We start from the raw sequence: 13,812 nt of genomic DNA on the forward strand, positions 1-13,812 counted from the left end.
GCTGGGACCGGCGGTTGAATCCGCCGGACTCAGCGCCGGCCATGGGCAACCGTGGCGGTGTTGAACCACTAGGGAGCGTACCGGTATGTCCAGGCAGTTTCTGGAAACCAAGATTCGAGCTCGATTACGGGCGCTGCGTGATGACCTCGGCGTGGGTGATGTGTGTTACTGCTATGACGTGACCACGCCGGAACAGTGGCGCAGTCGCCTGAAAACTCACGATCGATTTTTGAAGAGTTTTGTCAAACGACGCCAGCTGTTTGCCAGCTCCGAGTCCGCAGTGACTCTGTGGCGGCGCAAGACGGCCCTGTTTGCCAGCGAGGGCAGTCAGTTCTCGCAATTGTTTTCCCAGGAGTGTTACGTCTGGCCTGAGTCGCTGTTCTCGCCGCGACTGAAACGGCAGTTGTCGGGGATGGGGGTAGCGTCGATGGTGACCATCTCGGTACCCTGCGTACTGGGCAGTCGCTTTTGTGGTCGTTTCACTCTGATGATTCAGGGGCCGGCACAGGTGGCGTATATTCAGTCTCATTTTGAACAGGTGAAACGGCGGTTGCAGAGCGAACAGCTGGCCATCGCCGCCGATCATGGTATCGACATCAACCCTTTGCTCGATTACAACATCGTCAACCCGGTTTCCGCTTGCGTGCTTGACAGTCTGGCTCAGGGGGAGGACCGTGGTCAGGTCTCCCGTCAATTGAATCTGACCCTGCGGGGGGTGGATTACCACATTGGCATATTGAAAGAGGTGTTTCAGGCCCGCACCATTGCCCAGTTGATGGCCCAGGCGGTTCGTCATCGGCTGGTGATGTAGTCCGTCAAGGTCAAAAATTCCAGCGGATCAGGCCGTAGAGCAGGGTGGCTGGCGTGTCGGCAAACAGGGCATCGCCCCGACCGTCGAAACGCTGCACTATGGCCTGCAGGGTCCAGTTTTCAGCCAGTGAGTAGCTGCTACTGGCGCCCAGAAAGTAGGAGTGGTCCTGATAGTAGCTGGCGGACAGGGTCAGTCGCCACAGGGGCGACAGGTCGACGCCGGATTCCAGATAGCCGGTCCACTCGGTAAAACTGAGACTGCGGACAGTCAGTGGCTGGCTCAGGTAGTCGCTGCCGCTATCAATGGCCAGGGGATTGGAGAGATGCAGCAGCGCTCCTTTCAGGCTCCAGTTGCGCCGGCCGCTGAAGCTGAAATCCCCCTCCAGACTGCCGACACTGGTCGCCGATTGTGGCTGGCCCTGCCACTGCTCGTCGATGGGGTTCAGCCAGCTGATCTCGGCACGGATGCCAGCGCCGCCGATGTCGCCGGCAAACCCGGCGCCCACCACGGAATCGCGACGGGACTTGGCCAACAGCAGTTGCCAATCCCACCCACCGGCATTGCTCAGGTAACGACCGGCGTAGCTGTCGAGGCTGGCCTCATCGTTGGGGTTGTACACCAGGTTCCACTCGCTGGCGAAGCCCAGCTTTCGGCTCAACTGCACCGCGTCAGTGCCGGGTCGCTCCGGGTAGTCGACGTCATAGATGGAGTAGCTGTTGAACAGGTCATTAGGGTTCCAGACCGTGGTCATGCCCCAGTTAATGCGAAACCGCCCCCCTTGCAACTGCCAGCGGCCGGTGTGCCAGTCGAGATAGAGCCGGTCCAGGCTGGTGGTGGCGATTACCGAGCTGTTGTCTATCCAGTTGCCGCTGAGATCCCAATAGCCGTTGTCGTTGCCGACGGTGTCACCGAACCCAGGCAGGTCATTGCTGTCCCCAGCGAGCACTCGGTTGCGCATTCCCACCTTGATCCGCAACTGATCGCTGAACCGGTATTCGACATTCAGCCTCTGGTGCAGCAGGTGATCCAGCAGTGAATTGTGGTCGTCCGGCAGGGTAGCGGTAGCCATGTAAGACAGGTAGCCGTCCACAGTCCAGGGCGTTTCCGGCGACAAGCCGGGAATGGGGCCTGCCACCAAGCTGGCGGGCAGCAAGGCCGTTAGGGTCAGAATGGCCACCCGGGTGGTCACTGACGGCGATCCTCGGTCAGGCGACCGTCCTCGATGACCAACACTCGCTTGGCCCGGGTGATCACCCGGGGATCATGGGTAGAGAAGATAAAGGTGGTGCCTTCGGTTTCATTGAGCGCCTGCATGATGTCCAGCAACTCAGCGGTGCTGCGGGCATCCAGGTTGGCGGTGGGTTCATCGGCCATGACAAAGCGCGGCCGTGGGGCCAGTGCTCGCGCCACCGCAACCCGTTGTTGCTGTCCCCCCGACAGCTTTGCCGGGGGCTTATTCAGGTGGTCTTTCAGGCCGACTTGGTTCAGCAACTCGGTGGCGCGGCGTCGGCATTCCTGCTGACTTCGTCCCTGCAGTTGCATGACAAACTCCACGTTTTCCAGTGCCGACAGCACAGGCAACAGGCTGTAGTCCTGAAAGATAAAACCGACGTGGTCACGCCGAAAGGCGATCAAAGCCTGTTGGCTCAGTTCGGTGATGGCCTGGCCGTCGATGTCGACCCGGCCCGAAGTGGGGGTGTCGATGCCGCCCATCATATTCAGCAGCGTGGTTTTGCCGGATCCTGACGGGCCCATGACGGCCACAAATTCGCCCTGTTCAATCACCAGCGACAGGTGATCGACCGCGTGCACCGGAAAGTCGGTATCGGCGTGGTAGGTTTTGCACAGTTCGGTGACAGTGATGGTCATGTCAGTGTTTCTCCGCCATGGCGTCCACGGGGCGCTGTTTCAGTATGTGCCTGGCCGGGTACAGGGCCGCGAGAATGCTGGCGATGACCACGGTCAGGAAGATAAACCGGTATTCCGCTGGAGTAACCTGGGGGTAGAGCAGGGTATCGACACCGAAGGCATTGAGCCCCTCGGCCAGATTTCCCAGGGCAATGCCGGTGTAGGACAGCAGGGCGATAACCCCCATACTGACGACGATGCCGATGACGCCGCCGCACAACCCCAGCAGCGACGACTCGGCGATGATCAGGGCGAAGACCTTGTGTTTTTGCATGCCAACGGCCATCAGCACGCCAAACTCCCGGGTCCGTTCAAACACCGACATCAGCATGATATTGACGATCCCAAAGCCCATGGCGATCACGTAGATGGCCAGGATAATGGCATTGCTGGTGCCGCTTTGGGCCAGAATCGATGCCAATAATGGTTGAATCTGCTGCCAGTCTCGTATTCGGTTATCCGGGTTGGTGTGTTGCTGCAGCGTGTCGCGCAGTGCCTGCAGGGCGGCGATGTTGCGGTAATCCTTGTCCGCCAGTCGTATGGCGATTTGGTGAATCCCCTGGCCGCCGGCCAGGGCCTGAAGATCGTCGATGCGCACAAACAGATTGTTGTCATCAAAGGCCGATGAAGGGGTGCGATACAGGCCTCGAACCCGAAAGGCGGCCCCGGACACCTCACCTTGGGCATCGGTAAACGTCAGCACCACCTTGGACCCCAGGGTCAGTTTCAGCCGTTGGGCGGTTTTGCTGGATACCACCACCGGATGGCGTCCCTGGGCATCCAGCCATTGCCCCTGGAGAATGTGACTGGCGATGGGGGTGACCGCCGCTTCACTGTCGGCATCGACGCCATTGATGCGCACGCCGCGAGTGGCTCGGGCCGAGGCCACCATGCCTTCGGCCAGGTAACGGCCGGAGCTGGCGGCGACCTCGGCCTGTTGGTTCAGGTGCTGCAGCAATGCCTGCGGCGCAATCAGGGTGTCGTTGATATCGGGATTGTCGATGTAGCCGGTTCGCTGCACCTGCAGGTGACTGGTTTGCCAGGCGATGGCGTTTTCTATCATGTTGGCGTACATGCCGCTGAGAAACCCCATCAAGATCACCACCCCCACCAGGCCAAATACCATGGCACTGAGCATGATGCCGGTCCGCAGGCGGTTGCGCCACAGGTTGCGCCAGGCCAGCTTAATGATCATTGCCGCCTCCCTTTAGCGCCTGAACCAGATTGAGGCGATACACCCGCCACAGCGGATAGGCCAGACACAGACTCAGGAGCCCCAGTACGATCAGGACTTGATTGACCACCAGTCGGGGCGACAACAACACCGGCAGCAGCGGGTCCCAACCCATCTCCATCACCATTCGAGCCGCGTCTCCGGTCAGGCTGAGGGGATGGTAGGCAAACCATAACAGCAGCGGTGTGGCGATGGCCAACCCCAGCAATACACCGACCAGCGCCAACAGTCCGGACTCGATGATGACCAGCAGTAACAGCTGCCGTCGTACCATACCGGTGGCCAGCATCACGCCGAATTCCCGCTGCCGTTCCAGAATCATCATCACCAGGGTGGCAAATAAGCCAAAGCCGACCACGCCGTACAGCAGGTAGATCATAAACAGGCCGCCGGCCCGATCCATCTGAATCTGTTGTGCCATCTCCGGGGACAGAGCCTGCCAGTCCCATACTGCCGCGTCGGGGTAGTGGCCTCGAAGCGCGTCTGTGACTGCCGGCAATTGGGCCAGGCTGTGGGTGTGCAACACCCAGTTGCTCACCCGGTCTTCGCAGCCGTACAACCGCTGAGCCAGTGACAGTGGCATGTACACCAGTTGGTTATCGATACCGGCCATGGGAAAACTGAGTATTCCGCGAATGGGAAACAGGCCGGCGGCGGTCTGGCCGTGGTAGCCCTGGCCATAGAGGACCAGTTGATCGCCAACCGACAACGACAGGTAGCGTGCCAGCCCTTCGCCGATGAGCACCCCCTGATCGTCCTGGCTCAGATAGTGGCCCTCGGTCAGGCGCTTGTCCACCTTGGCGTAATCGGCTTCAGCCTGAGGTTGGCCCCCCATGACCATCACGCCTTTAGAGCGGCTGGCACCGGCGGCCAGGGCAAACGACTCCAGTCGTGGCAGGGCATGGCTGATGCCGTCGATGGCCTTGGCCGGGGCAATGAAGGCCGGTGTGCCGGGCAGCAGATCGTCGATGCTGTGGCTCTCTTTGAACTCCGGGTGTTGAAGTTGCAGCAGCCCGGTGGAAAAGCGGGCGGCGTTATCGATGTTGTTGGCGTAGGTGCCTTCCTGAAGGCTGCGGGTGGTTAGCGACAACAGCAGCGCCAACGCCAGGGCGGAGGCGGTCAGCAGAGTTCGACGTTTCTGGCGCCACAGGTTGCGCCAGGCCAGAGTGACTAGCATCGTGGCTCCTGAGTCAGTCCCGCAGGGATTTCATTTGCGATTGGGAGAAGAAGCCGTCGTCGATGGCAAAATCAAACTGGGCCTGGTGGGTGATGATCTCGGTTCTCTGTCCCGGTTTGTCCGCCGGAATCATCTCCAGCCGGGTGGCCACCGCCCTTCCTCCGAGGGTTTTGATGTCGTAGCTGTTCATGGTGTTGATCAACTCGTCAAACTCGTCATAGAACGCCAGTTTGCGCTGTAGGTAGTTGTCTTTGGCTATCCAAAGCCTTACCTTGCTCCAGACTACCGGCGCCTGCGGTTTGGCAATGGCGTCAATGATCCAGCAGTCACTGCCATCGATGAGGGCGGAGTCCACCAGTTGGTGGTGATAATCGACCACAATCGAGGATTGGTTGATAAGATCATCGTTGGTGAAATCGGAGCCCATCCAGGATTGTCCCAGCATCGAGGGCGCAATCTTAATGACCCGCTCGATGCTGGGAATCCAGTTCCACATCTCACGCTGTCGCTTCAGGGATGCGCTGCCCTTGTCCTTGGCGGGCGCGGTCACCAGCACCAGTGATAACTCCAGCCCTTTGCTCCAGCTTTTCATGCGCATGCTTCGTTGCCAGTCCGGACGAATGATCGACATGGTCATCTCGGTGTAACTGGAATCCCCACGCAGTTGTTGATCCGACTGGCGCACGATGTCGGTGGCGGATTGGGCCTGAACGGCTATGGAAAACAAACAGGCGAACAGCAGGGCGATGGGGCGCAGGTTTTGGAGTCTTAATTGAGACAGTAACGGGCGCTCAAGGGCGCCAATAGCCACCAAGTCCTGAGTCTGTGTGACTCGGAAGCCGGATCGAAAAAGCAGCCTGTGTGCACCACTGATCAGACCGCGATGGCGACCATGGCCTCGTTGGTTCGACTTGCCCATCTGACCTCCTGTCCAGGATGTGTATTCACTATACCGACCGTCAGTCGATCTATTCAACGGTTTGTTTTTTGGGCAACGGCTTTGATTGCCGCCAGTTTCCGTTGGCGCCGCCGTGCTCGTATTGCTCCTGGCAATAGAATCAGGCAAGCTCGTAGTGAGGGGCAGATTACTGTGTAGCCTGCGAACCTATCCCACGGGCAGGATCGCCTGTGGCGCCAATTTGTTGATGTCGATTAAGGAAGATTGCATCCATGCCCAGTTATGAGATAAGCCGCGATCAGATCGCGCAATTCCAGCGTGACGGATACCTGTTACTGAAAAATGCTTTGCCCGACGCTCAACTCGCGGCCTGGCGACGCCATGCCGAGGCGCTGGAGCAGCGGGCGTTGTCGGAACATCGGCAACAACACTATTGCAACGATTACTGTGTGGTCGAAGACCCGGTCGGCCCCAGGCTGATGCGTTTTGATAACCTGTTTGGCTATCACCCTCAGGCCTGCATCGAGTTGTTGGGGTGTCCGGCCATGCTGGCGGTTGCCCGTCAGTTGTGTGGCCTGGGGTGCGTGCCGCTGCAGATGGATCTGCTTTACAAGCATCAGCACCCGCACCCGGTTATCAATTGGCACCAAGGGGCACAGCACGATCGCCAGCATCCCTACCTGAATGTCGGTGTCTATCTGGATGACGCCCCCGCCGGTGACGGTTGTTTGCGCTACGTGCCCGGCACCCAGCATGGACTGGAGCCGATTCAGACCTTGTCTGAGCAACATGGCTGGGAGGTGCCCGGCGTGGTCGAACAGCCGGCTCAGGCCGGTGACATCCTGATCCAGGATATGATGATTCTTCATGGCTCTCAGCCTAAGCGCAGCGATGGAACCCGGCGTACCCTCTACATCGAACTGCGGCCGCTGGAGGCGATTTTGACCAGTGGGGCCCAGTCCGAACAGTGGGCCCAGCTAAGAAAGCAGTGGATGGCTCAGGTTCTGTCCGTGGTCGATGCCGCTGAGGTGCCGTCGGTATGGCAGCACTACTATGGCAGTCCAGAGGCTGACCTGGCGGCGTTGGTGACGAAAATGATGGCACTGAAAGAGCCGCCGTTGCCGGCGGTTTGGGCCACCCACCCGGTGGATCACCCTGACTATCCGGTGCCGGCGGATTTGCGTTGAGGTAACTTCCGAGGATGCTTAGAGGAGACCGGGCCTGAAAATGGCTCGGTTGCGAGCGTTAAGCGGTTACCGTCTGAGCCAGTGCCTGGCTGATGACCTGACCCCATTGGCCGTCGGCATCGCCGCTGAACTCCCAGTTCATGGCTCCGCCGATGCCGCCTTCGGCCAGCAGAGGCGCAATGATCTGTTGGGCGATGATCGAAGCGGGCAGGTAGCTGCCCGGGCCGGCGTTGTGCGGGGCGGCGGGCAGGCCCAGAACCAGCTTGTCGGTGCCAACGCCGGGCAAGGCGGCAAATTGACGATACGACTCGACGATTTGCTGTGGATTACCGCTCCAGGGCGGATTGTTGTAGAACTGCATGTTGACCAGATCAATGGCCTGACCCGCCTCCGCCATCACCTTGATGTAGCCATCCATGCCGCTGCCCGCCACCATGTAGGGGGGCTGAGGTGCATGGGAGATCTGATAGCGCCCCGCAGGCAGCTGCTGGCGCAGCGCCTGCGTCAGCCGAATCAGGAAGTCGCTGCCGTCATAGCCGCCATTGCCCATGAAGGCCGCGGTGTCTTCCCAGTCGATATCAATGCCATCAAGTTCATACTGGCGCACAAACTCCGCCAGAGCGTAGGCCAATTGCTCCTCCTGTCCGGCTGCGGCGGCGTAGTCCCGGGAGTGCATGGTGGCACCGCCGTAGGCGACCATCACCTTGATCCCTTTGGCTTGAAGCTGGCGAATCGCCGTCAGTGAGCTCTGAGTCAGAGTCGGAGGCACCGCCTGAGCGGCCATGGCGCCGCTCAGGGCCAGGGTAAACGGAGACTGCGCCGAACTGGTCAGAAACGACAGTATGATATGGGTGTAAGGGCGGTAGAGGGCATCGACCAAAGGCACGCTGCCATTGCAGAAATAGCTGATTAGCGGGCGTTGAGACATAAACAAGCTCCTTTTGTTTTGCTGTCTTGAGAACCGGGTGCTGCTGACACTATAGAGGCCCGTGCCGGCGCCGGCGAATGGGCGCCGGCTTATCCGAGTTTGCCCGCATGGTTTTGGGTCGATCTCTTACAACCAATTGGCGTTCTGCCTCCTAGCGCAGGCTCAGGCCGCCTGGGTCAGGAACAGCTTGGCCAGTTCGGCGTCCGCCAGCACGCCTTTTAGGGCCGGCTGACCACAGCTCATCAGATCTTGCATCAGCCCCAGGCGCAGGTCATTGGGTAGGAGTGGCATCTTCAAAAATGCCTGAATGTTGCCGATGGCGGTTTTGTTGATGGGCTGTTGGCCCAGCTTCAAGTAATGGTGCAGGCGGGTGCACAGGGTCGCCAGAATGTCGATGCGAGGTACCGCGCCGCCGGCGACCCGCTCGATCCTGGCGGCCACCTCCTTGTCAAAGTCACCGGAGCTGACAATGGTTTGAGGCGATACCAGTTTGCTCAGGTTTTGCTCGACAAAGGCAATGAAAGCCCCACAGGTGGTGTCATCCAGGCAGGAGCGCGCCAGAATGTTGATCAGCGGCAGTTGCTGCTTGAGGTCGTCGATGGCGGCAATGGCCTGGAAGAACTGCACCAGAGACCGCGGGGTAGTGCGCTCGCCGTCCACCAGTTCCGGGTAGGTCAGCACAAAATCGATGCCTCGGGGGTCGATACCGGCCTGCTCGGCCCACAGTGCCCAGGCTTTGACGTCGAACTCCATGGTGATGTGCATCATCCGAGTCAGCATGGCATCGTCCATGGGGGTGACCGAATAGTCGCCACCATCCGGGTTGGCCGTCAGGACGATTTGCCAGCCTTTGGGCAGCGCCCAGCTGATGAGTTCGTGATTTTGCAGCAGCTGCATGATGCCGCGAAGAATGCGCTCGTCGGCGCGGTTGACATCATCGATCAACAAAATGCCCGGGCCCGGCTCGGTGGGCACCCAGTGAGGGGCGGCGAAGTGGGTGACGTTGTTACCGTCTTCATCCTGGCTGATCTGGGGCATGCCCAACAGGTCGCCCATCTCCTCAAATTGGGCCGGTGCAATGGCACGCCAGTGCATTCCCTGCTCGCGGGCAATCTGCTCCACCATCTGGGTTTTACCAATGCCGTGTCGTCCCCAGATGCATACCGGCACACTGTGGTGATCGGCACCGGGCAGCAGATGTTCAATAAACTGGCGGACTTCCTGGGCCTGGCAGGTCAGGCCGTAGTAGGTGTAGTTATGGGATTGTGTCATCGGATACTCGTTATCGATGTGGGTCTGTGGCCATGGGGATCACCCGGCCACAGTGACTGAGAGAGTGAGCGTTGTCGACGCTGCGAAGGCCGTGAATCAACCACAGCAGCGGCGCCCGGGGACGTACCTCGGGGGCGGGGGCTTCGCCGTCGGTAAAGTAGATGGTGGCATCGACCCGCAGTCGGTTGGCGGTGTCGATGGCCGCGTTGAAGTCGGTACCTCCTCGGCCTACGACGGCCTCAGGGGGCTTGCCCTGGTAGGCGTACTGGCGATTGATCTTGGTGTCGCACTCGACCACGGTCAACTGGGCACCAGCTCGCCAGATATGATGCATCTCCTCAAAAAAGATCTGCAGCTGTTGATCATCGACGCTGGCGGAGGTATCTACAGCCACCAGAATGTGCTGATGGGGCTGGATCTTGGTGCCCGGGGTGGTGCCGTACCGTTTCGATGGCCGCCTGAGAGTATTTTTGACAAAGGTGCGCTGGGCACTGGCGGCGAACAAGCGCAGCAGGCGACGCCAGTTGACCACCGGACGCCGCCGGCTCAGGGCCTCTTCGACCGCCGCCAGCACCATGGCCGGTAACAACCCTCGCGATTGGGCGTTACTCACCTCAGTTCGCTGTGCGCTTTGCAGTAGTTTGGACTCCAACTGCTGCCGGACCAGGGACTGCTGTGCCTGTGACTGGGTGCTCAGACGGTTCCAGCTGCCATGCCCCTGTCCTGACTGACCGACTCCGGGACACTGGGGCTGCTGTGAGCTGGGCGGCAGCGCCTGATAGTAATAATCAAGCTCCCGGTTGGCCTCCAGGGACGCGCGTCCCAGGGCTTCGAGCCAGTGATTGACCGCGGCCAGGGAGACAGCATCTGGCGCCAACTGCTCGGCACTCAGGTACTGGTTGACCACCAGATCCGCCGCCAGGTCAAAGCGGGCTGAGTCGCTGTAAGCGCTGCGGAGAAAAACGTGGCCCAGAACCAGATGCAATGCTTCATGCTTCAGGGCACCGAGTGCCAGGTCGTCACTCAGCGTCTGCCACTGTTGATGGCAGTAGCTAATCTGAATATCACTGTTTCCTATTGGTTTTATTTCAAGCAGCGGCGGGTTTGTGTCGCTGTGTTGCTGAGTGGCCTTGTGAAAGCTGCTCAAGTAATGGCCATAGAAAGGCTCTTTGAGCATTAACTTGACTAAGGTTCGTGACAAAGTGGGGTTGTTTATGGGTTCATACCGTTTAACTATATGATTTAGGTGAAATTATCCATACAATGCCTCCGTGGTCAATCCACTCTGTGTTGTTAATGTCAGGAGCAGTACGTTGAGTCAGTTAGTGTTGAATGATTTTGACGTGATCCCTTGCCTTCCGCTCTGGTTGTGCCCGGTAACGATGTCACCTTCCCCCCTTTGGGCCTCGGAGCCGCGATGTCGCGATTCCGCCACTGTGTGTCGGTGTTGGTCATCCATAGGGACGTCGACGCGACCGGCACACTAACCTCATGATCCGTTTTCTCGAGGCTGCCTGTCGTTAGGCTGCCCGTAGCTGCGTTGCCTGATCAGGCCGCAGTGACTATACCGCCAGGAGTTGCCATGCACGCCATGGAATTGGACGATTTTAATATTCAGGGGGCATTGGCCGGTATTCATGCCGACATCGAGTCCCTGACCTTTGACTGTGAAGAGCCCCTCGGCAGTTGGGCGGAATTGGCACGTGCCTTTCCCAATCTGCGTCGAATCCATTTCCAAGATTTGGGTAACGTCAACGGCCGCCGGCTGTTGGATGCGGATTTTTTTCAACACTTTCCTAACTTGGTTGAGCTTACCACGTCGCTTCGACCCCGGCGTTACATTACCGCCGATCTAACTGGCGTGATCGAAGATCAGTTGGCACAGATGACCACCTTGTCTCTGGCTCGGTGTCGACCGGACAATCTGCAGGTGCTGTGTGCCCTGCCTAAGCTGACCAAGCTGACCCTGCGAGTTGATGCCACCAAGGTGAACTTCCACCTCAGTGCTGACTCGGCTCTGACCAACCTGGCATTGGGTTTGGGCAGTCGAGTGAGGCAACTGGATTGCGCGCTGTCTGACAGTCGTCTCACCAGCCTGACGCTGGGCAAACTGGATTACTACGATGATCAGGGCGAGCCGGTGGCCATTGGTACCCTGTCGTTGCCTGACACTCTGGACTCTCTGACACTGGACATGCTGTGTCAGGGATCGCTACCGTCGCCACTATTGGTTGGCAATCGCTCTATGGCATCGGTGACCATCAAGCCGGGCAAGGTTGATCTGCCGCCGCAGTTATTGGGGGCGCTGACAGAGGTGGACCAGTTTTCCCTGACTCTTAACGAAGAGACCGCGCCATTGCCTTCAAGCCTGTTCGCCGGATTGAAACGGGCCGATAAGATGGAACTGCGCTTTGAGAACACGCCAATTCCGGAGGCTCTGTTGCCCGACGGTTTGGAGATCAACGACCTGTTTTACAGCAATGCCAATGGTGCGTTGGCCCAGGCCAATTGTTTGCGTCTTCCTAAGTTGAAGCAGGCCTGGATGTTTGGTTTAGATGGCGATCAACTGGAGTGGCTGGCTCACAGTCCGTCCCTGCAGGAGTTGAATGTTCAGCTAAGCGGTGAGCTCAGTCATTTTCCGCGACTGCCTGCGTTGACCAGGCTGACCCTCAGAGGGGGAGAGATGGCGGAGTTGCCCGAGGGCATACGTCACTGCGCTTCTCTGGAAACCCTGAACCTGTTGTCGGTCAGCCTGCCGCGTTTCGGTGACATGGCTGCCATGACTAAGTTGAGCAAAGTGTGGATTCAGCCCTGGCGACATGAGCAGGATAAACTGCCGCTGCAAAGCGATCTGCTCAGTGTACCGTCGCTTAGCGGCTTGCGACTGGATATTGAGTTAACCCGATTCGATCCCGCCTGGGTCGGGTTGCCTAAGGATCTGGAGCTGGACATCAGCGATGACAAATTGGCTATGGCCTGGGAGATCTTTAAACAGTCTCACCTCAGTGACGCAGAGACGCTGGACTATCTGACCACGCTGGCATCGGTTCGCAAACCGGCACAATTGCCAACCATGCCGGCCAATTTTCATCTGGTGATGATGGCGGCCAAACACAACCGCTTCAAGGCTCAGCACAAGGCCTGGTTGGCAGAGCTGGCCCAGAGCAATCATCAACAGCGGCCTTTCGGGCCGGGTGCCACCTTGTTTGTCGCCGGTCGCAGCGGCTTCAAAGCCAGTGAGATCAGAGCCAAGGCCGAAGAGTTGGGCTTTAGCCTCAGTAAGAAACTGGATGACAGCGTCACCCATGTGTTGCTGGGCTCGGCACCTAAAGAGGTGCACCGAATCGACTTGCAGCGATTTGCGGTCATCGACGATTCCGTGCTGCAACAGTGCTTTGAAGCCCGGGCGCCCAAGTTCCTTCAGCAAGGGGATCAGGCGATGGAGGGCAGTGTGCTGGAGATGCTGAGGTCGCCGGAAGAGGCATCCCATCAGGTTGCGGTACAGATGCTGGAGCAGGGCGGGGTGACCGAGGCGATGCGACTGCCGCTGTTCTTCATTCTTAAAACCACCACCGACAATGGCTTCAGAAAACAGATCAAGCACCTGTTGGCCGGGATGGGCGATGAAGCGTTTCAGCTGGCGGTGAATGACCGCATTCTGTTCCATAACTGCCGTGGCCGCGATGAGTACGGTAACCTCAAGGGGCAGGGGGTGATGGTGGACAAGCTTAAGCGTCAGCGAAAGAAGTGGGGCCAACGCCTGTGCAACGAGTTTGCCAAGCTGTATTTCGACCGCTTTGGTGAAGGGTTGATGTTCGTGTTGATGCAAAAGGAAGCCAGTGAACAGCGGTTGGCCATTCTCGACAGTCTGGTGGAAGGAGAGTGCCTGAATTGGCGCCGTGGCGCCGGCTTCGACCAGATTCTCGAGTTCTGGGACAATGACTCGCAAATCAACCTGCATTGGCACCCGGGTTTCTATCTCAATGACAGCGGCTTGCTTGGGGCGGCCAAGACAGAACTCCCTGCCGAACTGGCCCAGCGGCACACCCTCAGTGAACTGAATCTCGGTAACTGCCTGCTGTCTGCCTTGCCGAAAGGAATGGAACACTTCCGCCATATTCGCCGCCTGAGTCTGACTAAAAACTGTCTGGAGACCCTGCCGGCCTCACTGGTGCTGTTTACCGAACTGGAGAGTCTGGACTTGTCCTACAACCACTTCCGAGAGTTTCCCAAGGTGCTGATGAAGATGACCTGGCTTAAGGCCCTGGACATTCGGCGCGCCTCGCGGCCGGATCTGGACGGCGATTACGGCGCAGGTTACCGCTCTCTGTCCGTGCCCCAGGCCTTTATTGATGCCTGCCCTAACTGCGACATATTGCAGGATTGATGCAGCCCCC

The 13,812-nt window shown here is 58.9% G+C and carries 11 protein-coding genes; 3 read left to right on the plus strand and 8 right to left on the minus strand.

The window, feature by feature from the left end:
- Nucleotides 1-85: 85 nt before the first annotated feature.
- Entirely contained in the window at nucleotides 86-811 is a 726-nt protein-coding gene (locus H598_RS0104135) for a helix-turn-helix domain-containing protein (protein ID WP_028111873.1), read from the plus strand.
- Between the two features lie 10 nt (nucleotides 812-821).
- Here H598_RS0104135 and H598_RS0104140 read toward each other — a convergent pair whose 3' ends face one another.
- From H598_RS0104140 to H598_RS0104160, 5 genes are read right to left on the minus strand one after another with little or no spacing between them, the layout of a single operon-like run.
- Nucleotides 822-2,000 (minus strand): hypothetical protein, encoded by a 1,179-nt coding sequence (locus H598_RS0104140; RefSeq protein WP_211227266.1) that lies wholly within the window; start codon nucleotides 1,998-2,000, stop codon nucleotides 822-824.
- Nucleotides 1,997-2,680 carry an ABC transporter ATP-binding protein gene (locus tag H598_RS0104145; RefSeq protein ID WP_028111875.1) on the minus strand — a complete coding sequence of 228 codons (684 nt, stop codon included), beginning with the start codon at nucleotides 2,678-2,680 and terminating at the stop codon, nucleotides 1,997-1,999. Before H598_RS0104145 ends, H598_RS0104140 begins: the two co-directional genes overlap by 4 nt.
- A 1-nt stretch (nucleotide 2,681) precedes the next feature.
- Nucleotides 2,682-3,914 (minus strand): ABC transporter permease, encoded by a 1,233-nt coding sequence (locus H598_RS0104150; protein ID WP_028111876.1) that lies wholly within the window; start codon nucleotides 3,912-3,914, stop codon nucleotides 2,682-2,684.
- Nucleotides 3,904-5,130 (minus strand): ABC transporter permease, encoded by a 1,227-nt coding sequence (locus H598_RS0104155; RefSeq protein ID WP_028111877.1) that lies wholly within the window; start codon nucleotides 5,128-5,130, stop codon nucleotides 3,904-3,906. Before H598_RS0104155 ends, H598_RS0104150 begins: the two co-directional genes overlap by 11 nt.
- Before the next feature lie 13 nt (nucleotides 5,131-5,143).
- Complete coding sequence (locus tag H598_RS0104160; protein ID WP_084144315.1) at nucleotides 5,144-6,049, minus strand: outer membrane lipoprotein-sorting protein; 906 nt, start codon at nucleotides 6,047-6,049, stop codon at nucleotides 5,144-5,146.
- 251 nt (nucleotides 6,050-6,300) lie between these two features.
- Between H598_RS0104160 and H598_RS0104165 the strand changes: the two genes are divergently transcribed.
- On the plus strand, nucleotides 6,301-7,215 hold the full coding sequence (locus H598_RS0104165; protein ID WP_028111879.1) for a phytanoyl-CoA dioxygenase family protein: 915 nt from the start codon (nucleotides 6,301-6,303) through the stop codon (nucleotides 7,213-7,215).
- A 58-nt stretch (nucleotides 7,216-7,273) separates the two neighbouring features.
- On the opposite strand, the gene H598_RS0104170 is transcribed toward H598_RS0104165, so the two are convergent.
- The 3 genes from H598_RS0104170 to H598_RS0104180 all read right to left on the minus strand — a co-directional run bounded on the left by H598_RS0104170 (nucleotide 7,274) and on the right by H598_RS0104180 (nucleotide 10,562).
- Nucleotides 7,274-8,143 carry a glycoside hydrolase family 18 protein gene (locus H598_RS0104170; protein WP_035415234.1) on the minus strand — a complete coding sequence of 290 codons (870 nt, stop codon included), beginning with the start codon at nucleotides 8,141-8,143 and terminating at the stop codon, nucleotides 7,274-7,276.
- Nucleotides 8,144-8,305: 162 nt separating this feature from the next.
- Entirely contained in the window at nucleotides 8,306-9,415 is a 1,110-nt protein-coding gene (locus H598_RS0104175) for an AAA family ATPase (protein ID WP_028111881.1), read from the minus strand.
- A 10-nt stretch (nucleotides 9,416-9,425) separates the two neighbouring features.
- A complete protein-coding gene (locus H598_RS0104180; protein ID WP_245595552.1) occupies nucleotides 9,426-10,562 on the minus strand; it encodes a vWA domain-containing protein in 1,137 nt (378 codons plus the stop codon).
- Between the two features lie 435 nt (nucleotides 10,563-10,997).
- On the opposite strand from H598_RS0104180, the gene H598_RS0104185 reads away from it, so the two are divergent.
- Complete coding sequence (locus H598_RS0104185) at nucleotides 10,998-13,802, plus strand: BRCT domain-containing protein (protein ID WP_028111883.1); 2,805 nt, start codon at nucleotides 10,998-11,000, stop codon at nucleotides 13,800-13,802.
- The last annotated feature ends 10 nt before the right edge of the window (nucleotides 13,803-13,812 follow it).

Source organism: Ferrimonas kyonanensis DSM 18153 (assembly GCF_000425405.1).
GTDB lineage: Bacteria > Pseudomonadota > Gammaproteobacteria > Enterobacterales > Shewanellaceae > Ferrimonas > Ferrimonas kyonanensis.

Coding starts and splice junctions, on each gene's coding strand:
- H598_RS0104155 (WP_028111877.1), bottom strand. CDS start 5,130: ATGCTAGTCACTCTGGCCTGGCGCAACCTGTGGCGCCAGAAACGTCGA.
- H598_RS0104150 (WP_028111876.1), bottom strand. CDS start 3,914: ATGATCATTAAGCTGGCCTGGCGCAACCTGTGGCGCAACCGCCTGCGG.
- H598_RS0104175 (WP_028111881.1), bottom strand. CDS start 9,415: ATGACACAATCCCATAACTACACCTACTACGGCCTGACCTGCCAGGCC.
- H598_RS0104145 (WP_028111875.1), bottom strand. CDS start 2,680: ATGACCATCACTGTCACCGAACTGTGCAAAACCTACCACGCCGATACC.
- H598_RS0104135 (WP_028111873.1), top strand. CDS start 86: ATGTCCAGGCAGTTTCTGGAAACCAAGATTCGAGCTCGATTACGGGCG.
- H598_RS0104160 (WP_084144315.1), bottom strand. CDS start 6,049: ATGGGCAAGTCGAACCAACGAGGCCATGGTCGCCATCGCGGTCTGATC.
- H598_RS0104185 (WP_028111883.1), top strand. CDS start 10,998: ATGCACGCCATGGAATTGGACGATTTTAATATTCAGGGGGCATTGGCC.
- H598_RS0104170 (WP_035415234.1), bottom strand. CDS start 8,143: ATGTCTCAACGCCCGCTAATCAGCTATTTCTGCAATGGCAGCGTGCCT.
- H598_RS0104165 (WP_028111879.1), top strand. CDS start 6,301: ATGCCCAGTTATGAGATAAGCCGCGATCAGATCGCGCAATTCCAGCGT.